A 21,241-nucleotide genomic window follows, 5' to 3' on the forward strand; every position below is an offset into this window, starting at 1 on the left:
CGATGTCGGTCCAGCTAAGGGCAGCGGGGCCGCGCGCACAAGGGCAGCCGGCGTATGGCCGCATGCGCCGCGCGGCGATACCGGCCGCTATTTCTTCTGGCGGGATTCGCGGATCTTGAGGAGCCGGTCGAGCTCCTCGTTCTGCTGGCTGATCCGGTCGGCGATGCGCGACTCGTTCTGATCGCCCGAGGCGGCCGCAGCCTGCTCGATGAGCTGCCTTATATTGTCCTCGAGGATCGCGATGCGATCGTTGAGTGCGTCCATCGACAGCGAGTCTTCGTAGTCAGTGCTCATGATGCTTTTCCGCAAATCCCTCAGGAGCGTTAAGGTGCGCCAAGCGAAGCGGGCCCACCATGATCTAACGCAAGGAAGATGGTGGGCACGGCGCCTTCGCGCCTTTGCCCACCCTACGCGAGCTTATTTCAGCGGCTCCAGCACGGAGACGTAGTTGGCGACCGCGGCCCCGCCCATGTTGAAGATGCCGCCGAGCTTGGCGTTCTTGAGCTGCATGCCCTCGGGCGCCTGGCCGGCGAGCTGCATCGCGGTCATCACATGCATGGAGACGCCGGTGGCGCCGATCGGATGGCCCTTGGCCTTCAGGCCGCCGGACGGATTGACCGGCAGCTTGCCGTCCTTGAGCGTCCAGCCTTCCTTGATGGCGCGGGCGCCCTGCCCCCTCGGCGTCAGGCCCATTGCTTCGTACTCGATCAGCTCGGCGACCGTGAAGCAGTCGTGGGTCTCGACGAAGGAGAGATCGGACAGCGTCACCCCGGCCTTTTCCAGCGCGCGCTGCCAGGCAACCGTGCAGCCCTCGAACTGGAGGATGTCGCGCTTGGACATCGGCAGGAAGTCCTGGGCGTGCGCGGTGGCGCGGAAGCCGATCGACTTGGTCATGCCCTTGGCGGTCTCGGCGTCGGCCAGCACCAGCGCGGCGGCACCGTCGGAGACCAGCGAGCAGTCGGTGCGCTTCAGGGGACCGGCCACATAGGGGTTCTTCTCGCTCTCGGCGCGGCAGAAGTCGAAGCCGAAATCCTTGCGCATCTGCGCGAAGGGATTGGCGACGCCGTTCTTGTGGTTCTTGGCCGCGATCAGCGCCAGGGCGTCGGACTGGTCGCCGTATTTCTGGAAATAGGAGCTGGCGATCTTGCCGAACACGCCAGCGAAGCCGCCGACAGTGTCGCCGTCCTCGGGCAGGTAGGACGCCTTGAGCAGGTTCTTGCCGATCTCGGCGCCAGGGGTGCGGGTCATCTGCTCGACGCCGACGACCAGGACGATCTTGGCGGCGCCTGCGGCGATCGCGCGCAGCCCTTGGTGCACGGCAGCAGAACCGGTGGCGCAGGCGTTCTCGACCCGGGTCGCCGGCTTGAAGCGCAGCTTCGGGTCGGCCTGGAGCACCAGTGAGGCGGTAAAATCCTGCGCCGAGAAGCCGGCGTTGAAGTGGCCGAGCACGATCTCGTCGACATCGGACGCCGAAATGCCGGCATCGGCCATCGCCTCATTGGCGACGCGGGTGACGAGGCTTTCGACGGTTTCGGTGTCGAACTTGCCGAACGGCGTATGCGCCCATCCGACGATGCTGGCGGTCATGGTCATGTCTCCCTGCGGGTCTCTTCCTGAGCTAAGTCTTAGCGCAGGGATGGCAAGACTTCACGCGGGTTTCAGGGCCTTGAGGGTGCGCTGGCAGATGGCAGTTATGCCGGCCCAGTTCCCGGCCCTGATCTCCGCCGTCGGGCACAGCCAGGAACCACCGACCGCGACCACATTGGGCTCGGCGAGCCAGCTCGCCGCATTGGCCTCGCCGATGCCGCCGGTCGGGCAGAACCGCACGTTCGGGAACGGCCCACCGAGGGCGCGCAGGCCCTTGATGCCGCCGGCCTGCTCGGCCGGGAAGAATTTTGCGACGTCGAGGCCGTACGACAGCGCCATCATCAGCTCGGACGCCGTGGCGATGCCCGGCGCGAACGGCAGGGAGCTGTGGGCGGCGGCCTTCAGGAGATCGGGGGTCAGGCCCGGGCTGATGCCGAAGGCGACGCCGAGCTTCTCGACACGGGTGAAATCGGCCGGATTGAGGATCGTGCCGATCCCGACGACTGCCTCGGGCACTTCGGCCATCATCGCCCTCGCCGCCTCGATCGCAACGGGGGTGCGCATGGTCACCTCCAGCGTGCGGACACCGCCGGCGACCAGCGCACGCGCCAGCGGCACGGCATCCTGGATACGCTCGATGGTGAGCACGGGAATGACGGTCGCTGCCTTGAACAGCGCGGCAAGGTGGTTCTGTTGGGCAGCGGTGGTCATAGGTCTCGATCTTTACTGGGTCGCTTTTACTTGGTCGCCTGGCGGGAGGTCGCCGGCCGGTGTCGTTTCTTCGGCGGCATGGCATAGCCCGGAATGATGGCGCCGGCATAGCAGATCACGACGCTGGCGAGGCGATGCCCGGCCTGGGCGGCCTCGACCGGTTCGGAACCGGCGAGCCGGGCCGCAATGTAGGCCGCAGCAAAGCTGTCGCCGGCCGCCGTGGTGTCGACGACGGGGTTGGTCATCGGTTCGGCGCGGACCTCGTGGGTAGCCCCGGGGAAGCGCAGCAGGCTCACCGGCTCGGCGAGGCGGAACACCAGCTCGGGCGTCGGGATGCGCGCCATCAGCTGATCGTTGCTCTCGCCGGGATAGAGCGCGAGCAGGTCCTCGGTCGAGGTCAGCACGATATCGGCGACCGCGAAGGCCGCCGCAAACACCTCGCGCGCGACCTCGCGATCGGGCCAGCCGCGTGCGCGAAAATTGGTGTCGAACACGAAGCGGGTGCCGAGCAGGCGTGCGCGCTTGATCGCCGCGAACAGGCGCTCGCGCCCGGGCGCATCGTAGATCGAGAGCGTGATCGCAGAGAGATAGACGATGTCGTAGCTCATCAGCGAGTTGAGCAGCTCATCGGTCTCCGGCAGGTTCATCAGCTGCCGTGCCGCCGCGCTGTCGCGCCAGTGGAAGAACTGGCGCTCGCCCTTGGCATCCAGCTGGATCATGTAGAGGCCGGGCAGCTTGCCGGCCAGCCGCACGACGCGCCTTGTGCCGACGTTCTCCGCGTTCCAGGCGGCGATCATCTCATCGCTCAGGGCATCGTCGCCGAGCGCGGTGAGATAATCGACCTTGACCTCGAGCCGCGCCAGATACACCGCCGTGTTGAGGGTGTCGCCGCCAAAGCCGCGCGAGTACAGCCCGCCGCCCTGCCCGGCAGACGCGCCGCCTTGCGCCTGCCTGAGCTCGACCATGCATTCACCGATGCAAGCAACGCTCGCCATCACCAGGGCCCGCTCTGCCGGAGATCACGCGACGAAATTGCCGCCGAGCTCGTCTTCGATGTGAATGCGGATGATGTCGTCGAAGGTCTTCTCGGCGGTGGTGAAACCGAGCTCGAGCGACCGCTTCGGGTTGAAATTGCGCGGCCAGCCGCCGACGATGCCGACGATGAAGGGATCGGGCTCGCGCTTGATGCGGGCGGCGACCTTGTCACCCGCCACCCGCTTCAACGCTGCGATCTGCTCGCCGACCGTTGCCGAAAGTCCCGGCATGGTCAGATTGCGGCGCGGGCCGACGGTGGCGAGATCCATGGTGCCGGCATGGAGCAGGAAGCCGACCGCGGAGCGCGGCGTCGCGTGCCAGTGGCGAACGTCCTCGGACACCGGCAGCACCGCTTCCTTGCCGGCCAGCGGCTCGCGCAGGATGTTGGAGAAGAAGCCCGATGCCGCCTTGTTGGGCAGGCCCGGCCGGATGCAGATGGTCGGCAGACGGATGCCGATGCCGTCGAGGAAACCGCGGCGCGAATAGTCGGCCAGCAACAGCTCGCCGATCGCCTTCTGGGTGCCGTAGCTGAGCAGCGGGGTGTGGAAGAACTCGTCGCCGATCGCATCGGGGAACGGCGCGCCGAACACCGCGATCGAGGACGTAAACACCACGCGGGGCTTGTAGCCGCCGCCGACCAGCCTGACAGCGTCGAGCAGCATCCGCGTGCCGTCGAGATTGATGCGGTAGCCCTTGTCGAAATCGAGTTCGGCTTCGCCCGAGACGATCGCGGCGAGATGGAAGATCACGTCCGGGCGGCCGGCGATCAGCTTTTCGGCCGCGCCTGCGACCGCGAAATCGCCCGACACCGTCTCGACCGGGAAACCGGCCTTCTCCGGCTTCTTCGGTTCGACCACGTCATGCATGGTCAGCTTGGTGATGTCGCTCTTGCCGAGCCGGCCGTCACGCAACAGCCGTTCACACAATTTGCGGCCGACCATGCCGGCGGCGCCCAGAACCAGAATGTGCAAGAGCTTAACTCCTTCTTATTGGCCGGAACGCGCAGCTTCCGGCGCGCTCCCGTGGCAGCGCCCGCGATTATTCCTTCACGGCGCCGGTCATCGCGGACACATAATGCTCCACGAAGAAGGCGTAAAGGATGACGAGCGGCAGCGAGCCGGCCAGGGCTCCGGCCATCAGCGAACCCCAGCGGTAGATGTCACCGTCCACGAACTCGTTGACGATCGCGACCGGCACCGTCTTGTTGCTGGTCGATTGCAGAAAGGTCAACGCGTAGATGAACTCGTTCCAGCACAGCGTGAAGCAGAAGATGAAGGCCGAGATCAGTCCGGGGATTGCGAGGGGCAGGACGATCTTGATCAGGATCTGCCAGCGGCTCGCCCCGTCGATCAGCGCGCATTCCTCGAGCTCGAACGGGATGGTCTTGAAATAGCCCATCAAGAGCCAGGTCGAGAACGGGATCAGGATGGTCGGATAGGTCAGGATCAACGCCAGCGGCGAGTCGAACAGGCCGTACTGGAACACGACGGTGGCGAGCGGGATGAACAGGATCGACGGCGGCACCAGATAAGCGAGGAAGATCAGCCCGCCGACGAGATTGGCGCCCTTGTAGCGCAAGCGCACGATGGCGTAGGCAGCTAACACCGAAGCGATGATCGAGAGTATCGTGGCGCAGATCGCCACATACATCGTGTTCCAGAGCCAGTGCGGATAGTAGCTCTCGAACAGCAGCTTGTGGAAATGCTTGAAGGTCGGATTCCAGGTCCAGAACGGGTTGAACCTGTCGAGATCGAGCAGCTGGTCGTCCGGCTTCACCGAGGTCAGCGCCATCCAGTAGAACGGAAACAGCAGGACCACGACGATGATCGTGAGCGGCAGGTACAGGGTCACGAGCCGGCGCGGCACCGACTGCAGATAGCTCATGCCCTCGCTGTTATCGACGCGCGCGGGCGACGATATCACGGCCTTGAGGTCGACTTTCGCGGCAGGAAGATCAGTCATTGTTCTCTCCCTGTTGCCATTTCCGGCGCTGCAGGCCGAACCAGGACACCATGATCGCAGCGAGCAGGAACGGAATCATGGCACTGGATATCGCCGCGCCCTCCCCGAGCTGTCCGGCGATGATCGCGCGCTGATAGGACAGCGTCGCCATCAAATGGGTGGCGTTGACGGGGCCGCCGCGGGTCATCGCCCAGATCAGCTGGAAGTCGGTGAAGGTGAACAGCACCGAGAAGGTCATCACGACGGCGATGATCGGCGTCAGCAGCGGATAGGTGATGAAGCGGAAATTCTGCCAGCGCGTGGCGCCGTCGAGCGTTGCGGCTTCATAGAGCGAGGGCGACACCGTCTGCAGGCCCGCGAGCAGCGTGATCGCCACGAACGGCACGCCGCGCCAGATATTGGCAAAGATCACGCAAATGCGCGCCCAGGTCGTGTCGCCGAGGAAGTTGATGTTTTGGTCGATCAGACCGAGATGCCTCAGCGACCAGGAGATGATGGAGAATTGCGAATCGAAGATCCACCAGAACGCCAGTGCCGAGAGCACCGTCGGCACGATGAAGGGGATCAGGACCATCGCGCGCAACATCGCCTTGAACGGCATATTCTCGTTCAGGAGCAGCGCGAGATAAAGCCCGATCGCGAATTTGAGGGCGCTGGCGACGAAGGTGTAGAGCAGCGTGTTGAACACCGACAGCCAGAAGATGGAGTCGTCCCACAGCCACTCATAGTTCTCGGTAGCGACAAAGTGCCCGACCCTGCCGATGCGGGTGTCCGTGAAGGACAGCCAGATGCCGAGCCCCAGCGGATAGGCCAGGAAGAAGATCAGGAACGCCATGGCCGGCACCATGAACCAGAAGCCGAGCCAGTTGCGATTGTGTTTGAGCTGGGTCCAGGCGCCGTCCTCTCTCATCTGAGGCTTGGCCCGGGGAATTGCGACATCAGCCATGCCCGATATCCCTGATCGAAATGTTGACGAGCGGGCGGCGCGACTGCCGCCCGCTCCGTGACCTTCAGCGATAGATGCGCTTCAGCTGGCGCTCGGCTTCCGCCATCGCGCCCTTCGCATCCTTGGTGCCGGTGCAGTAGTTGGCGAACATGTCGACGACGATGAAGTCGGCGATTGCGGTTGCCGCCTTCTCGCCGACCGTGCCGATACCGGCCGCCGGCAGAGTGCGCTTGGACGCCTGCGAGAACACGGCATTCTTGGGATCCGCCTTCCAGATCGGCGCCGATTCATAGCCGTTCAAGGTCTGCGTCAGATAGCCCTGCGCGCCGTCCAGCCACTTCTCGTAGTTCTCCTTCTCCAGCATGAAGGCGACGAAGGCCTTCGCCGCGTTCGGATATTTGGTGAAGTTGAAGGCGAGGATCGGCAGCGCAAGCTGCAGCTCGGTCGGCTTGCCGACCGGACCGACCGGCCAGAGCGCGTGATAGGTGTCCTCAGCGAGCTCCTTCTTGCTCGCATCGGTCTTGGCGGCGACGTAGATCGAGATGCCGTTCGCCGTGCAATAGAGCTCGCCGGCGAGGAACGCCTTGTTGTTGGAGGAATCGTTCCAGGACGCCGTGCCCGGAATGAAGCTCTCGTACAGCGCCTTGCAATATTCCAGCGCCTTCGCCGTCTCCGGCGAATTGATGATGATCTTGTCGCTCTGGTCGACCGTGTAGGCGCCGTGGCCCCACAGCACCCAGTGCAGCCACGAATTGCCGTCGCCCGAGGCGTGCCCGAGCGCGAAGCCGGCCGGCGTGTTGTTCGCCTTCAGGGCCTTGCACATCTCGAGGAAGCCGGGGAAGTCCTTCGGGAATTCCTTGAACCCCGCCTTGTCGAGCGCCGACTTGCGGTACGTCATGTAACCGCCGTTGGTCGCGACGGGAATGCCGAGCCAGTCGTCACCTTGCTTGCAGGTCTTGGCGGCCGCATCGGTCCAGCCGCCGTATTTCTTGCCGAGATAATCGGCGACGTCGTTCATCTTCAGCACTTTGGTGGGGAACAGCTGCGGCAGCGTGTGCAGGCCCCAGGCGAGATCGAGTCCGGAGCCGGTATTGGCCGCAACCGAGGCCTTCGGCTGCACGTCCTCGAAGGATTCGCTGAACACGTTCATCTCGGTGCCGGTGGCAGCCTTGAACGCCGCGACCATTGCGTTGAACGCGTCGTCCTCAGCCGGCACGAAGCGCTTCCATCGCATCACGGTCAGCTTGGCACCGGGCTCCGCCTTCCAGGGCGCGCTCTGCGCCCAGGCCTTGGCGAAATCGAACAGTGCCGGCCCGGTGAGCATGCCGGTCGCAGCCAGTGCCGTTCCGCCCTGAAGCAGAGTCCGGCGGGTAAAGTCTTGCATGTCGTCCTCCCTGTGATGCTTTTTTATTGTCTTAACTCAAACTCACGCTACGCGTTCAGGCGCTTTCCCGTCGCCTCGTCGAACAGATGCACCAGCGACGGATCGGGCTTCAGCCGGATCTTGTCGCCCGGGTTGAACTGGTGGCGCTCGCGGAAGACCGCGACGACCTGCTCGCCGCCGATCTTGGCGAACACTTGCGTCTCCGAGCCGGTCGGCTCGACCACGATGATCTCGGCTTCGGCGCCGTCGTCGGCAATGGTGAAATGCTCGGGCCGCACGCCGTAGACCGCGGGACGGCCGTCGGACGCCGCGGGCGCGGTCTTGAGCGGCAGCTTGACGCCGTTCGGGCCCTCGAAGCTCGCAACGCCGTTGACGCGCACATGCCCCTTCAGGAAGTTCATCGCGGGCGAGCCGATGAAGCCGGCGACGAACTGGTTGTCGGGCTTGTCATAGAGCTCGAGCGGCGTGCCCATCTGCTCGACGATGCCGTCATGCATGACGACGATCTTGTCGGCCATGGTCATGGCCTCGATCTGGTCGTGGGTGACGTAGACGGTCGTCGTCTTCAGCCGCTGGTGCAGCTCCTTGATCTCGGTGCGCATGGCGACGCGCAGCTTGGCGTCGAGGTTGGACAAGGGCTCGTCGAACAGGAAGACCTGCGGATCGCGCACGATGGCGCGGCCCATCGCGACGCGCTGGCGCTGACCGCCGGAGAGCTGGCGCGGATAGCGATCGAGCAGCGGCGCCAGCGCGAGGATCTCGGCGGCGCGCTTGACGCGCTTGTTGATCTCGTCGGCGCCCGCATTCCGCAGCTTCAGCGAGAAGCCCATGTTGTCGGCGACCGTCATGTGCGGATAGAGCGCGTAGTTCTGGAATACCATCGCAATGTCCCGCTCCTTGGGCTGGACATTGTTGACGACGCGGTCGCCGATCGAGATCGTACCGGAGGTGATGTTCTCGAGACCGGCGAGCATGCGCAGAAGCGTCGACTTGCCGCAGCCGGAGGGGCCGACCAGAACGACGAATTGGCCGTCCTCGATCGGTACAGTCACGCCGTGCAGGACTTCAAAATTGCCGAACGATTTCCGCACGTCGCGGATTTGCACAGACGACATCTAGCTCCCTCCTCGAAAGTCCACGGCGCCTCTAGCGCCGCGACCGTCTTGTTTTTTCAGACTTCACCGAACACGGCCCGATCTTAGCAGGCAACATTGTCGGCAGTTTGTGCGGTTTTGGCAATTTGTCTTTGGTTAGTCGTTGCTGGTAGCGCTGTCAACGTTCCTTTGTTTGCGGGACCGACTGTGTTAAGAGCAGCAAATGGGTCGAAAACGCACCAAGTCAGGCAAGATCCGGCTGGCGGAAGTCGCCGAGCTTGCCGGCGTCAGCCCGATTACGGCGTCCCGCTTCTTCCGAAATCCGGAGGCCCTGTCGATCGGCAAGCGGACGCGGGTCGAGAGCGCCGCCAAGGAGCTCGGCTATGTGCCGAACCTTGCGGCCCGCGCGCTCGCCTCGCAACGCACCGAGGTCATCGGTGTCTTGATCCCTTCTCTCACCAACAACGTTTTCTCGGACGTGCTGCGCGGCATCTACGACGCGTCCGAAGGCAGCCGTTACTCGATCCAGTTGTCCAACACGCGCTACAGCATTCTCCAGGAAGAGAAGCTGCTGCGGCTGTTTCTCGCGCAGAAGCCGGCCGGGCTGATCGTGACCGGCATCGACCAGACCCCGGAATCGCGCGCCATGCTGGAGGCCGCCGACTGCCCGATCGTGCAGATCATGGAGATCGGCCCCGATCCGGTCGACATGATGATCGGCTTTTCGCACTATGACGCAGCCCGCGCAGCGGTTGCGCACCTGTTCGAACAGGGGCGCCGCAGGATCGGCTTCGTCGGGGCGCGCATGGATCCGCGGGTACAGCGGCGGCTGGACGGATATGTCTCGGCGATGAAGGATGCCGCACTGTTCGAGCAGCGCCTCGTCGTCACCACGGCGACACCGACCTCGGTGACGCTGGGCGGCGCCCTGTTCACCGATCTCCTGGCGCGCGAGCCCAATCTCGATGCGGTGTTCTGCGCCAATGACGACCTCGCGCTCGGCGTGCTGTTCGAATGCCGGCGCCGGGAGATCAGCGTCCCCGAGCAGATCGCGATCGTCGGCTTCAACGACCTCGAATTCATGGCCTCCGCCGTCCCCACCCTCACCAGCGTGCGCACCAACCGCTACGAGATGGGCAAAACTGCCGCCACCATGCTGATCGAGGCGATCGACGGACGGCGCCCGGAGCGGCCGGTGCTCGATCTCGGCTTCAGGGTGATCGAGCGGCAAAGCTCGTCGCCGCGCCATTCCGACAGCAGGCCAGCCGTTCCAGGCGCGGGCGCGGTGAACAAAATGGTAGCGTTACCAAGTAGCCATGACTAGTATCGGCTTTGTGAGGAAACGACCCGCCAGCGGGCCGGCGATCCGTCATTCGCGCCGTTGGGCATCGCACAAGCCGACACCCCAGGACTGATGTAATTGGACGGACGCCAGTGCGTTTGCATTGCAGGAGAAACCAATGACAAAAAAACCCACCAATGGGCACGCGCCCGCCGGCAACGGCTCCCGCCGCCACCTTCGCTCGCAGGAATGGTTCAACAACCCGCATAATCCGGGCATGACGGCGCTCTACATGGAGCGCTATCTCAATTACGGCCTCACCCGCGCCGAGCTGCAGTCCGGCAAGCCGATCATCGGCATCGCCCAGACCGGCAACGACCTCTCTCCCTGCAACCGCCACCATATCGAGCTTGCCCATCGCGTCCGCGAGGGCATCCGCGAGGCCGGCGGCATTGCGATGGAATTCCCGACCCATCCGATCCAGGAGACCGGCAAGCGCCCGACCGCCGCGCTCGACCGCAACCTCGCCTATCTCGGCCTGGTCGAGATCCTGTACGGCTATCCGCTCGACGGCGTCGTGCTCACCACCGGCTGCGACAAGACGACGCCGGCCTGCATGATGGCGGCGGCGACCGTGAACCTGCCCGCGATCGTGCTGTCGGGCGGCCCGATGCTCAACGGCTGGCATGCCGGCGAGCGCACCGGCTCCGGCACCATCGTCTGGAAGTCGCGCGAACGCCTCGCCGCGGGCGAGATCGACTATGAAGAGTTCATGGAGATCGTGGCCTCGTCGGCGCCCTCGGTCGGCCATTGCAACACCATGGGCACCGCCTCGACCATGAACGGTCTTGCCGAAGCGCTCGGCTTCTCGCTGCCCGGCTGCGCGGCGATCCCCGCGCCCTATCGCGAGCGCGGCCAGATCGCCTACGAGACGGGAAAACGCGCCGTCGAGATGGTCTGGGAAGACCTCAAGCCCTCGGACATCCTGACCCGCAAGGCGTTCGAGAACTGCATCGTGATCAATTCGGCGATCGGCGGCTCGACCAACGCGCCGATCCACATCAATGCGCTGGCCCGCCACATCGGCGTCGAGCTCACCATCGAGGACTGGCAGAAGGTCGGCCACGACGTGCCGCTCCTGGTCAACATGCAACCGGCCGGCTTCTATCTCGGCGAGGAATTCCACCGCGCCGGCGGCGTGCCTGCCGTGGTGCGCGAGTTGATGAAGCACAAGCGCATCCATGAGGACGCCGTCACCGTCAACGGCCGCGGCATCGGCGAGAACTGCAAGGACGCGCCGAAGCCCGACAACGACGTGATCTGGGCCTACGACAAGCCGCTGGTGAAGGACGCCGGCTTCCTGGTGCTGAAGGGCAATCTGTTCGATTCCGCGATCATGAAGACCTCGGTGATCTCCAAGGAATTCCGCGACCGCTATCTCAGCAATCCGAAAGACCTCAACGCATTTGAGGGCCGCGCCATCGTGTTCGAGGGTCCGGAGGACTATCACGCGCGGATCGACGACGCCTCGCTCGACATCGACGAGCGCTGCGTGCTGTTCATCCGCGGCACCGGGCCGATTGGCTACCCGGGTGGCGCCGAGGTCGTGAACATGCAGCCGCCGGCAGCACTGATCAAACGCGGCATCCTGTCCCTGCCCTGCATCGGCGACGGCCGCCAGTCCGGCACCTCGGGCTCGCCCTCGATCCTGAACGCCTCGCCGGAAGCTGCCGCCAATGGCGGGCTCGCGATCCTGAAGACCGGCGACAAGGTTCGCGTCGACCTCAACAAGGGCAGCGCCAACATCCTGATCTCGGACGAGGAGCTGAAGAAGCGTCACGCCGAGCTGAAGGCCAATGGCGGCTTCAAGCATCCCGAAAACCAGACGCCGTGGCAGGAGATCTATCGCAACACCGTCGGCCAGCAATCGACCGGCGCCTGCATGGAGCTCGCCACGCGCTACCAGAACGTCGCCGGCACGTTTGGCGTCGCGCGGGATAATCACTGAGTTAGGCACACGTAGCCCGGGTGAGCGAAGCGACACCCGGGACATACGCTTCCCGGATATCGCGCTCGCGCGCTCATCCGGCTACGGCACTGAATAAATCGAGGAGAACAAGAAAATGGCCAACCGCCTCAAGGGTAAACGCGCCGTCGTCACGGCGGCAGCCGCCGGCATCGGGCGCGCCTGCGCGCTCGCATTCGCGCGTGAAGGCGCAACCGTCATCGCCACCGACATCAATGAAGCCGGCATCGCGGGCCTGACCAAGGAAGGCATCGCCGAGGTCGCCAAGCTCGACGTCCGCAACACCGCCGACGTCAACGCTTTTGCAAAACGCGTCGGCAAGGTCGACATCCTGCTCAACGCGGCGGGCTTCGTGCACCACGGCACCATCCTGGAATGCTCGGAAGAGGATTTTGATTTCTCGTTCGACCTCAACGTCAAGTCGATGCACCGGACCATCAGGGCCTTCCTGCCCGACATGATCGCGGGCGGCGGCGGCAGCATCGTCAACATCTCCTCCTGCGCAGCGCTGCGGCCGCCGGCGAACCGCTATGTCTACAGCTCGTCGAAGGCGGCGGTGTCGCTGCTGTCGCGCGCGGTCGCGCTCGACTTCATCACCAAGGGCATCCGCTGCAACTCGATCTGCCCCGGCACCGTCGAGACGCCCTCGATGCTCGACCGCGCCGCCGCACAGGGACCGCAGGGCAAGGAGATGTTCATCTCCCGCCAGAAGATGGGCCGGCTCGGCACCGCCGAGGAGATTGCCAACATGGCGGTCTATCTCGGCAGCGACGAGAGCGCCTTCACCACCGGTGTCGACCTCGTCGTCGACGGCGGCTACATGCTCTGACCCCAGGGGCACCCGGCATGAACAAGATCGATCTCAACGGCCGCGTCGCCATCGTCACCGGTGGCGCGCAGGGCTTTGGCCGCGCCATCACCGAGCGCCTCACCGCCTCCGGCGCCAAGGTCGCGATCTGGGATTTTGACTCAGGCTTGGCCGAGAAGACCGCCAAGGAGATTGGCGGCGAGACCAAGGTCTTCAAGGTCGACGTCACCGACACCGCGGCCGTCGAGCAGGCGCGCGATGCGACGCTCGCCGCGTTCGGCAAGATCGACATCCTCGTCAACAATGCCGGCATCGCCGGCGTCAACAAGCCGGTCTGGGAGACCGACCTCGAGGAATGGCGGAAGGTCCTGCGCATCAACCTCGACGGTCCCTTCATCGTCTGCAAGGCCATCGTCCCCGCGATGCTCAAGCAGAAATACGGGCGGATCGTGAACATCGCCTCGATCGCCGGCAAGGAAGGCAACCCGAACGCCGCGCACTATTCGGCCTCCAAGGCCGGCCTGATCGCGTTGACGAAATCGCTCGGCAAGGAGCTCGCCGCGCATGACATCCTCGTCAATGCGGTGACGCCGGCCGCGGCCAAGACCGCGATCTTCGACCAGATGACGCAGCAGCACATCGACTTCATGCTGTCGAAGATCCCGAAGGGGCGCTTCGTGCTGGTCGAAGAGCTCGCCGCGATGGTGGCCTGGCTCGCGTCCGAAGACTGTGCCTTCTCCACCGGCGCGGTGTTCGACATCTCGGGCGGACGCGCAACCTATTGAGGACAGCATGATCCGGGAAGGTGGATGCCTGTGCGGCGCGGTGCGGTTCAAGGCGGAAGGCGAGCCGCTCAACGTTCGCGTCTGCCATTGCCGCCTGTGTCAGAAGGCGATGGGCTCGCCCTTCTTCGCCCGCGCGCAGTTCGACCAGCGCGCGCTGAGCGTCGAAGGCGAGACGGAGCGCTATGCGTCGTCCGAGGCGATCGACCGCGTGTTCTGCAAGCGCTGCGGCACGCGCCTGTTCGCGTGGCGCCGTAACGGCACGCTCGCGGGCGTGTCCCTCTCCGTCTTCGATGATCGCAACGCCTTCGCGCCGACCGAGCACATCTGGGTGTCGGAAAAGCCCGCCTGGCTGAAGCTCGACGACGGCCTGGTGCAATATCCGGGGACGATTCCGGCGTAATTGTGCGATGGCACGGGGCGACGCACCGGGGCGGTCAATTGCAGCGTGGCATTCCGGAACCGGCCACCCTATGTTGGGCCGAAGCGTTGCTGCACCGCCGGTTTGGCTGGAACGGCTGCAAGGCCGCGAGCGAACCGGGATCAACGAGCCGTGAACATTTATGACCTTTCCATCTGGGTGCTTCCCCTCGTACTCGCCATCACCTTCCACGAGGCTGCGCACGCTTTCGTCGCGGACCGGCTCGGGGACGACACCGCCTCGCAGCTCGGTCGCGTCAGCTTCAACCCGCTCCGCCACATCGACCCGTTCGGCACCGTGATCCTGCCGGCGATGCTGCTGTTTACGCATTCGCCGTTCCTGTTTGGCTATGCCAAGCCGGTGCCGGTCAACTTCCGCAAGCTGAACAACCCCAAGCTCGACATGGTCTGGGTGGCGCTGGCCGGGCCCGCCACCAACATCGTGCTGGCGCTGGCTGCGGCCTTCGCCTTCCATGCCCTCCCCCTGGTGCCAGCCAGTTCGGCAAAGTGGGTCGCCGATAACCTCAAGAATGCCCTCCTCATCAACGCCATTCTGGCGGTGTTCAACATGATGCCGATCCCGCCGCTCGATGGCGGGCGCGTCGCGGTCGGGCTGTTGCCTCGCGCCCTCGCCATGCCCTTGGCCCGGCTTGAGCCGTTCGGGATGCTGATCCTGATCGGCCTCTTGATCCTGCTACCTCTTGCAGGTTCCCAGTTCGGTCTAAATCTTGATGTTATTTCAGCAATACTGCGAACGTTGACCGGTTATGTGATTCAGGCTGTTCTCTTCCTGACCGGCAATGCGTAGTTGAACAGCCACACCCGAACTTTAAGCCGAAGGGCCAGAGGCCGACTTGGTCAAAGCTGCCGATATGCTGATCGCGCGACGCGCGGACACCCGCGCCCGCGCCGATTTCGCCACCTGGAAGATGATGGCCAAGCTCAACGGGGCGTCCGCATTGCCTTCGGGAGCCCAGGAATTCCTGGCGAGCTACCAGAACCTGCTGGCGCAGATGAGCGAGGGCGAGGCCACCGAGGCGACCATCGGCGCGATCTACAAGGCCTATTATGCCGAGATGGGCGGCGCGGGAAACCCGCCCGACGTCCGCCCTCGCCCGACTGAAGCAGCGGCGGACAATGTTACCGCTTTCCGCCGCCCGGCGCCGAAGCCGAAGACGACCAGCTTTTTCGGGGCTGGCGCGGCAGCTGGAACCCAGAAACGGCCGCTCCCGGTGGCGCTGATCTTCGCCTGCCTCGTCGTCGTCTATGTCGGGATCCGGCTCTACTGGCGCTGAGCCGTCTTCTTCTTTTTCGCGTCGGCCGGCGTGAAGATGATATCGACGGTCCGCTCGAACCGGTCCTCGGTCAACGCGGCAGGCGGCAGCGGGATCGGATCTGACTTGCGGACGATCGAGACCGCGGCCGCGTCGTAGGCTGCATCCCCGGACGACTCCACGACATCCACCGACAGCACGTTGCCCTTCCGGTTGATCGCGAAGCTGACCTTGACCTTCTGGTTATTGGGCTGCTTGCCTTCCGGATTGATCTTATGCAGCGACAAATGCGCGCTGATCTTGCGGTTCCAGTCGGCGGTCAGCTTCAGGATGTCCTTGCCGATGCCGATGACGGGCGCCAGCGCCTTCTCGGCCTCGCGCGCGTCCTCCTCGAGCGTCTGCCGCGCCGTCGCAACCGATTTCGGCGAGGCCTCGGCGGCCGGCGTTTCGACCGCCTGAATCTTCGGATCGTCTTCCGTCGGCTTCTTCGCGTTGTTCTCGGTCACGACGCGGTCGGGATCCTCGACCTGCTGCGACTGGTCCTTGGGGAGCTCCGTCTCCTTGGTCTCGGCCTTCTGCTCGGGAAGCGCCTGCTGCTCCTGCATCGCTTCGCTGTCAGGTCCGGGCGGCAGATCGGTTTCGGGCGCCTTGGGCGATGCCATCTCCACGGCGAATTCCGCACCGTTTGCACCGAGCCCGTCGCCGTCGTCGTCGGCACGCAAATGAGCCAGCGCGAGCGCAGCACCACCCAGATGGAGCACGAGCGCGGCCACCGCCGCCAGGATCCAGAGCTTCCGAGATGGTCTGAGTTCGTCCGACATAGCGGGCCTCTAAGGCTGAGCGGCGCCTGCCGCAGGCGCCCCCGGCGCGCCTTCCAGCGCCACCAGTTTCACCCGCGTATAGCCGCCTGAGCGCAAGAGCTCCATGACGCCCATCAACTCCCCATACGGCACCGAACGATCGGCGCGCAGGAAGACGTACTTGTCCTTGCTCATGTCGGACAGTCCGTCGAGCGTCCCGATCAGCTCGGCCCGGTGGACCGGATTTTCTCCGATCGCAAGCGTCAGATCGGGCTTGATGCTGAGATAGGTCGGCTTGTCCGGCTTCTTCTGCGGCGTCGCGCTCGAGGTCGGCAGATCGATCGGCAGGTCGACCGTGGAGAGCGGAGCTGCGACCATGAAGATGATGAGCAGCACCAGGATGACGTCGATGAACGGCGTGACGTTGATGTCATGCGTTTCCGAGAAATCGTCGTCGTCATCGTTGTCTGCGAGCGAAACGCCCATGGCTCACTCCGCTGCGCGCGAATGCACGCTGCCGTGGCTGCGGTCGAGATCGCGCGAGAGCAGCCGCCCCGCGGCACCCGAGGCGCGGCTGACGAGCTCGAGATAGCCCTTCGTCACGCGCGAGAAGTGGTTGTAGATGATGACGGCCGGGATCGCGGCGACGAGGCCGATCGCGGTGGCGAGCAGCGCCTCGGCGATGCCGGGCGCGACGACGGCGAGGTTCGTGGTCTGCGACTTCGAGATGCCGATGAAGCTGTTCATGATGCCCCAGACCGTGCCGAACAGGCCGACGAAGGGCGAGGTCGAGCCGATGGTCGCGAGCACGCCCATGCCGATGCGGATCCGCCGCGCCTCGGCGCGCACGATCTCGGAAAAGCTGGAGGCTGCGCGCTCCTTGATGCCGGAATCGCTGGACAGGCCGGCCGACATCCGCGCCTCGCGCAGGGCCGCCGCCAGGAACGACGGCAGGATGCCCTCCTTGGCTCCGAGCGCCATCTGCGCTTCGGCAAGCGAGCGCGTCTCCGCGATCTTCTTCAGCGCCGAACGAAGCTTGGAGGATGCGACCGACAGCTCAATCGACTTGGCGATGAAGACGGTCCAGGTCATCAGCGATGCGAAGGCGAGCCCGATCATCACCGCCTTCACGATGACGTCCGCCGACATGAACATCACCCAGGGCGACAATTCCTTCATCGCCGGCGCGATGCCGGCCGCCGCATCGGGCCTGGCGGTGGTCGAAACGGTGGCCGCCTGGGACGCCGTCGGAGCAACCGGGGTGGCTGTCGAAGCCGAAGGCGCCGGGACAGCAGGCGTGGTGGCCGCGGGCGCCGCCTGAGCCGGACCGGCCGGGGCCGGCTGAGCCACCGATTGCGCCGGTGCCGAGGGGGGTTGTGTCTGGGCCAAAACGGGGGATGCGAGCCAGGCGGCCGCCAGCATCGCGGCGGCGGCAAGGCTTGCTCTAGAGGTCATGGTCTTCATACTTCGGCCCAGTAGCGGATGAGGTTGTGATAGATACCCGTCAATTTGACCGTTTCGGGATCGTCACGCCCGAGCCGGTCCACCAACGCCTGAATCGCGGTGTCGAGGTCGAAGATCATGCTCCGGGCTTGATCGTCCCGTATCATGCTCTGCAGCCAGAAGAAAGACGCAACCCGCGTTCCCCTGGTCACCGGCGTGACGAGGTGGAGGCTGGTCGAGGGATAGAGCACGCAGTCGCCGGCTGGCAACTTGACTTCGTGCGAGCCGTAAGTGTCCTCGATCACAAGTTCGCCACCGTCATACTCTTCCGGCTCGGCGAGGAACAGCGTGACCGAGAGGTCCGTGCGGATGCGAAGGCCGGTCAGACGGTCGCCACGGATCGCATTGTCGACATGCAGGCCGAAATGGTGGCCGCTATCCGCCGCATAGCGGTTGAACAGCGGCGGGAAGATCTGGAGCGGTATCGCCGCCGCGATGAAGCGCGGGTTCGACGTCAGCGCCGAGATGATGCGGTTGCCGAGCTTGCGCGCGACCTCGCTGTCCGGCGGCAATTGCTCGTTGCGCTTGACCATGGCCGACTGCGCACCAGCGGTCGACCGGCCGTCCTCCCATGCGCTGACGTCCATGATGCGGCGGAAATCCGCCACATCATCCTTGCTGAGAACGCCAGGCAGGCACGTCAACATGATCAGAACTTCGCCGTCGTGACGATATAGAAGGCCCGGCCCGGCGCGACCGCCACGAACGGCACGGCGCTGCGATAGAACGAGTCGTAATAGAGCTTGTTGGTGAGGTTCTGGGCGTAGAACTTCATGGTCCAGTTCTTGTCGATCTTCTTCTCGACGAACGCGTCGAAGCGCCAATAGCTCGGCAGCTCGTTGGTGTTGGCCGCGAACGTGCCGCCATAGACCTTCGAGCGGTACACCGCCTGCCCGCCGAGCTCCCAGCCGTCGTCGAACTTGTATTTGGTCAGCATGCTGAACGACTGATGGGCGATATTGGCAAGCTGCAGGCCGATGTTCGAGGCAACGCCGCTCTGCGTGACCTTGGACTGCATCAACACCAGGCCGCCGAAGATGCTCCAGCGATCGGTGATCTTACCCTCGGCCTCGATGTCGATGCCCTGGATCCTGTAGGCAGCGCCCGAGGTAAGCAGGCCGTTGACCGTCTCGCGCGCGTTGTCCTTGGTGGTCTGGAACAGCGCGCCGGTCACCAGCAGATGGCGATCAGCAAGCTCCCATTTGGTACCGACCTCGATTGCCTTGTTGCGCTCGGGTCCGAGCAGGATGGTCGAGTTGGCGGGAACGCCGCCGTAGTCGGTACCGGTCGCGTCAAGCTCCGAGCCGAACGGATTGGCGGAGGTCGCGTAGGCTGCATAGACGCTGCCGATCGACATCGGCTTGTAGACCGCGCCAACGTTGTAATTGACGAGATCGTTGTTCTGCTTGAGGTAGGCCGAGTTCGTCGACGCGCTCTGGCTGTAGCCGTCGTAGCGGATACCGCCGTTGAGGATGATCGTGTCCTGCCAGTTCGCAGTGTCCATGACATACACGCTGCTGGTGTTGACGCCGTAGCGCGTCGGATTTCCGACCAGCCCCGGAATGCCGAAGGGAATGTTGGTGTATTGCGGGGAGTAGAGATTGACCCCCGTGACGGCACCGGTGCTCGTGAAGGGGCTTCCGGCCAGTTCCGACGCGAGGCCGGCGTAGCGGTCGATCGAGATGTTCTCGTTCGAATATTCGACGCCGAACACCGCGGTGTGCTTGACCCCGCCGGTGTCGAGCTTGAATGTAGCCTCGTTCTGATTGGTCCACACGTCCACGTTCTGGTAGCGGCTCTGCGCGCTCGCCGTCGTGGTCCAGAGCATCGGATTGGGGCTGGTCGTAATCGGGTTCTGCGGCAGCGTGCCGATATAGTTGAGCACCGAATGTTCGCCGCGCACCTTGCTGGTCAGCGTGATGGCCTCGTTGACCTTGTACTCGATCGTGCCGGTGCCGAAATCCTGCCGCGCCGTCTGGAAGTCGCGATTGAGGAAGCCGTACCAGTTGCCGCGCGGAATGCCGGCCGAGGTCACCGGCACATTGCCCTGCCTGTAATAGGGTACGCCAAAATCCGGCAGACCGCTGAGATCGGTGTGGACGTAGTTCGTGGTAATCTTGATGTCGCTCGTCGGGGTGTACTTGGTCGAGATGAAGGTGCCCCAACGATTGTCGGTCACATAGTCGCGGCCGGCGACGTTGGCGTCCTGGAACAGGCCGCCGGTGCGCACCGAGAAAGTCGGGTCGATGACCTGGTTGACGTCGAGCGTGACGCGCTTGGTCATGTCGGTGCCGAACTCGGAGTCCATGCGCTTGAAGTTGACGTCGCCAGCCTGCTTGGTGACGATGTTGATGGCGCCGCCGGCAGTGCCGCGGCCCGCGTAGGAGGATGCCGGCCCGCGCAGAATCTCGATCTGCTCGGTGAAGAAGTTCTCGCGGATGGAAACGGCGGGATCGCGGATGCCGTCGATGAACACGTCGTTGCGCGCGTCGAAGCCGCGGATGAAGAAGCGGTCGCCGAACGCGTTGCCGCCCTCGCCCGAGCCCAGCGTCACGCCCGCGGTCGAGCGCCCGATCTCCTTCAGCGTCGTCGCGTTCTTGTCCTCGAGCACTTCCTTGCTGAGCACCGTGATCGACTTCGGCGTGTTCAGCATCTTCTCGGGAAACTTGCCGCTGGCCTGGACGTGGTCGACCTTGTAGGGCGCGGCCGGATCGGCATAGGGATTGCCGTCGGGAGCGCCTGACGGTGTGGTCGGCGCCGTCTGCTGAGCCGCCTGCTCGCGCTGCGCGGCGCGGCGAATCGCATTGCGGGCGCGGACCTGCTCCGGCGAGGGCTTCGATGCGGTTGGACGCGGACGTTCGACGGGAGCATCGACCGTCACCGGCGGCAGGTTCGACTGCTGCGCCTGCGCGCCGCTCGACACCGACGCCACCGCGATCAAGCTCGCAACTGCCGACGCCTTCTTGCCAGAAACGCCCGCGAACTTTTCATCCACCAGATCGAATGCTGCGACCGAACGCAACGATTTCGGTGCGACCACCTGCCCCATTACCAAACGCCCCATCTTCCTGTTCGCTCATTCACTTCGACGAACGATGAGTGTTGGTATCGGCCGCAAAATAGCGGGTCAATGCGAGCGGCTCGCAAGAACCCTTGAATCAATCCAGATCAAAACGATTCTAAACTAGAGTTTGAAATCGTTCTAAACTGAGATTGGACTCGTTCTAAGAAACAGCGCCGCATGCCGTGCAATCGGCAGTTTCGCTCACAGCATCAATCGCTGCTCGGCGGCTTCATCAGCGAAAACAATTCGTCGACGGTTTTCAGCGCGACGGCGCGCACGCGATCGGTTGAGTCCATGCCGGCGATGTTGACGCCGTTCACGACGGCTTTGATCTCGTCCCGGAAGTCGGTGAGGAAGCGCAAGGGATCGCGCTGCTCATTGGCGACGCGCGCGATCAATCCCGTGATCAGAATCTGGCACGCGATCAGCTTGCCGTTCAGTTCGTCCATCGTGCGCTCCCATTGTGGCGGCGCCGATATGGACGATGCTGAAATTCCTGACAACCGAAACGGCCCCCGCGCGACTTAGAACCGTTCTTGTCACCGGTACCGACCTGCGCTCGG

At 64.4% G+C, this 21,241-nt stretch carries 22 protein-coding genes; 7 read left to right on the forward strand and 15 right to left on the reverse strand.

Going from position 1 to position 21,241, the window contains the following annotated elements:
* Positions 1 to 87 precede the first annotated feature (87 nt).
* The 9 genes from AABA84_RS23160 to AABA84_RS23200 form a co-directional block, all read right to left on the reverse strand.
* Positions 88 to 294, reverse strand: a complete 207-nt coding sequence (locus AABA84_RS23160; RefSeq protein ID WP_212246473.1) for a hypothetical protein — start codon at positions 292 to 294, stop codon at positions 88 to 90.
* Between the two features lie 123 nt (positions 295 to 417).
* Positions 418 to 1,587, reverse strand: a complete 1,170-nt coding sequence (locus AABA84_RS23165; protein ID WP_212246475.1) for an acetyl-CoA acetyltransferase — start codon at positions 1,585 to 1,587, stop codon at positions 418 to 420.
* Positions 1,588 to 1,647: 60 nt separating this feature from the next.
* On the reverse strand, positions 1,648 to 2,298 hold the full coding sequence (gene eda / locus AABA84_RS23170; protein WP_338307050.1) for a bifunctional 4-hydroxy-2-oxoglutarate aldolase/2-dehydro-3-deoxy-phosphogluconate aldolase: 651 nt from the start codon (positions 2,296 to 2,298) through the stop codon (positions 1,648 to 1,650).
* A 26-nt stretch (positions 2,299 to 2,324) separates the two neighbouring features.
* Positions 2,325 to 3,293, reverse strand: a complete 969-nt coding sequence (locus AABA84_RS23175) for a sugar kinase (protein WP_338313282.1) — start codon at positions 3,291 to 3,293, stop codon at positions 2,325 to 2,327.
* Between the two features lie 24 nt (positions 3,294 to 3,317).
* On the reverse strand, positions 3,318 to 4,304 hold the full coding sequence (gene denD / locus AABA84_RS23180) for a D-erythronate dehydrogenase (protein ID WP_338313283.1): 987 nt from the start codon (positions 4,302 to 4,304) through the stop codon (positions 3,318 to 3,320).
* 67 nt (positions 4,305 to 4,371) lie between these two features.
* Positions 4,372 to 5,295, reverse strand: coding sequence for a carbohydrate ABC transporter permease (locus AABA84_RS23185; protein WP_338307055.1), 924 nt, complete (start codon positions 5,293 to 5,295; stop codon positions 4,372 to 4,374).
* The gene (locus AABA84_RS23190) at positions 5,288 to 6,205 is read right to left on the reverse strand and encodes a carbohydrate ABC transporter permease (RefSeq protein WP_080670311.1); all 918 of its coding nucleotides are present in this window, start codon (positions 6,203 to 6,205) and stop codon (positions 5,288 to 5,290) included. The genes AABA84_RS23185 and AABA84_RS23190 overlap by 8 nt, the downstream gene beginning before the upstream one ends.
* 100 nt (positions 6,206 to 6,305) lie before the next feature.
* A complete protein-coding gene (locus AABA84_RS23195; protein WP_212246485.1) occupies positions 6,306 to 7,625 on the reverse strand; it encodes an ABC transporter substrate-binding protein in 1,320 nt (439 codons plus the stop codon).
* A gap of 47 nt (positions 7,626 to 7,672) precedes the next feature.
* Positions 7,673 to 8,740 (reverse strand): ABC transporter ATP-binding protein, encoded by a 1,068-nt coding sequence (locus AABA84_RS23200; protein ID WP_212246487.1) that lies wholly within the window; start codon positions 8,738 to 8,740, stop codon positions 7,673 to 7,675.
* A 202-nt stretch (positions 8,741 to 8,942) separates the two neighbouring features.
* Between AABA84_RS23200 and AABA84_RS23205 the strand changes: the two genes are divergently transcribed.
* From AABA84_RS23205 to AABA84_RS23235, 7 genes are all read left to right on the forward strand, one after another.
* Complete coding sequence (locus AABA84_RS23205; protein ID WP_212246488.1) at positions 8,943 to 10,043, forward strand: LacI family DNA-binding transcriptional regulator; 1,101 nt, start codon at positions 8,943 to 8,945, stop codon at positions 10,041 to 10,043.
* A 136-nt stretch (positions 10,044 to 10,179) separates the two neighbouring features.
* Positions 10,180 to 12,009, forward strand: a complete 1,830-nt coding sequence (locus AABA84_RS23210) for an IlvD/Edd family dehydratase (RefSeq protein WP_338313285.1) — start codon at positions 10,180 to 10,182, stop codon at positions 12,007 to 12,009.
* Between the two features lie 115 nt (positions 12,010 to 12,124).
* The gene (locus tag AABA84_RS23215; protein ID WP_338313287.1) at positions 12,125 to 12,856 is read left to right on the forward strand and encodes an SDR family oxidoreductase; all 732 of its coding nucleotides are present in this window, start codon (positions 12,125 to 12,127) and stop codon (positions 12,854 to 12,856) included.
* A 17-nt stretch (positions 12,857 to 12,873) separates the two neighbouring features.
* Positions 12,874 to 13,620, forward strand: coding sequence for an SDR family NAD(P)-dependent oxidoreductase (locus AABA84_RS23220; RefSeq protein ID WP_338307060.1), 747 nt, complete (start codon positions 12,874 to 12,876; stop codon positions 13,618 to 13,620).
* A gap of 7 nt (positions 13,621 to 13,627) precedes the next feature.
* Positions 13,628 to 14,020 (forward strand): GFA family protein, encoded by a 393-nt coding sequence (locus tag AABA84_RS23225; protein WP_028145167.1) that lies wholly within the window; start codon positions 13,628 to 13,630, stop codon positions 14,018 to 14,020.
* Between the two features lie 150 nt (positions 14,021 to 14,170).
* Positions 14,171 to 14,845 (forward strand): site-2 protease family protein, encoded by a 675-nt coding sequence (locus AABA84_RS23230; protein ID WP_212246492.1) that lies wholly within the window; start codon positions 14,171 to 14,173, stop codon positions 14,843 to 14,845.
* Positions 14,846 to 14,909: 64 nt separating this feature from the next.
* Entirely contained in the window at positions 14,910 to 15,332 is a 423-nt protein-coding gene (locus tag AABA84_RS23235; protein WP_212246880.1) for a hypothetical protein, read from the forward strand.
* On the opposite strand, the gene AABA84_RS23240 is transcribed toward AABA84_RS23235, so the two are convergent.
* The 6 genes from AABA84_RS23240 to AABA84_RS23265 all read right to left on the reverse strand — a co-directional run bounded on the left by AABA84_RS23240 (position 15,320) and on the right by AABA84_RS23265 (position 21,127).
* A complete protein-coding gene (locus AABA84_RS23240; protein ID WP_212246493.1) occupies positions 15,320 to 16,132 on the reverse strand; it encodes an energy transducer TonB in 813 nt (270 codons plus the stop codon). The genes AABA84_RS23235 and AABA84_RS23240 overlap by 13 nt on opposite strands.
* A gap of 9 nt (positions 16,133 to 16,141) precedes the next feature.
* Positions 16,142 to 16,597 carry a TonB system transport protein ExbD gene (exbD, locus tag AABA84_RS23245; protein WP_212246496.1) on the reverse strand — a complete coding sequence of 152 codons (456 nt, stop codon included), beginning with the start codon at positions 16,595 to 16,597 and terminating at the stop codon, positions 16,142 to 16,144.
* 3 nt (positions 16,598 to 16,600) lie between these two features.
* Positions 16,601 to 17,575, reverse strand: coding sequence for a tonB-system energizer ExbB (exbB, locus tag AABA84_RS23250; protein ID WP_338313289.1), 975 nt, complete (start codon positions 17,573 to 17,575; stop codon positions 16,601 to 16,603).
* Positions 17,572 to 18,261, reverse strand: a complete 690-nt coding sequence (locus AABA84_RS23255; RefSeq protein ID WP_212246500.1) for a Fe2+-dependent dioxygenase — start codon at positions 18,259 to 18,261, stop codon at positions 17,572 to 17,574. The genes exbB and AABA84_RS23255 overlap by 4 nt, the downstream gene beginning before the upstream one ends.
* A gap of 2 nt (positions 18,262 to 18,263) precedes the next feature.
* A complete protein-coding gene (locus AABA84_RS23260) occupies positions 18,264 to 20,663 on the reverse strand; it encodes a TonB-dependent receptor (RefSeq protein ID WP_338313410.1) in 2,400 nt (799 codons plus the stop codon).
* Between the two features lie 224 nt (positions 20,664 to 20,887).
* Positions 20,888 to 21,127, reverse strand: a complete 240-nt coding sequence (locus AABA84_RS23265; RefSeq protein WP_018319817.1) for a hypothetical protein — start codon at positions 21,125 to 21,127, stop codon at positions 20,888 to 20,890.
* Between the last annotated feature and the right edge of the window lie 114 nt (positions 21,128 to 21,241).

Origin of the sequence: Bradyrhizobium sp. TM239 (genome assembly GCF_036247985.1) — a bacterium.
Lineage (GTDB): Bacteria > Pseudomonadota > Alphaproteobacteria > Rhizobiales > Xanthobacteraceae > Bradyrhizobium > Bradyrhizobium ottawaense.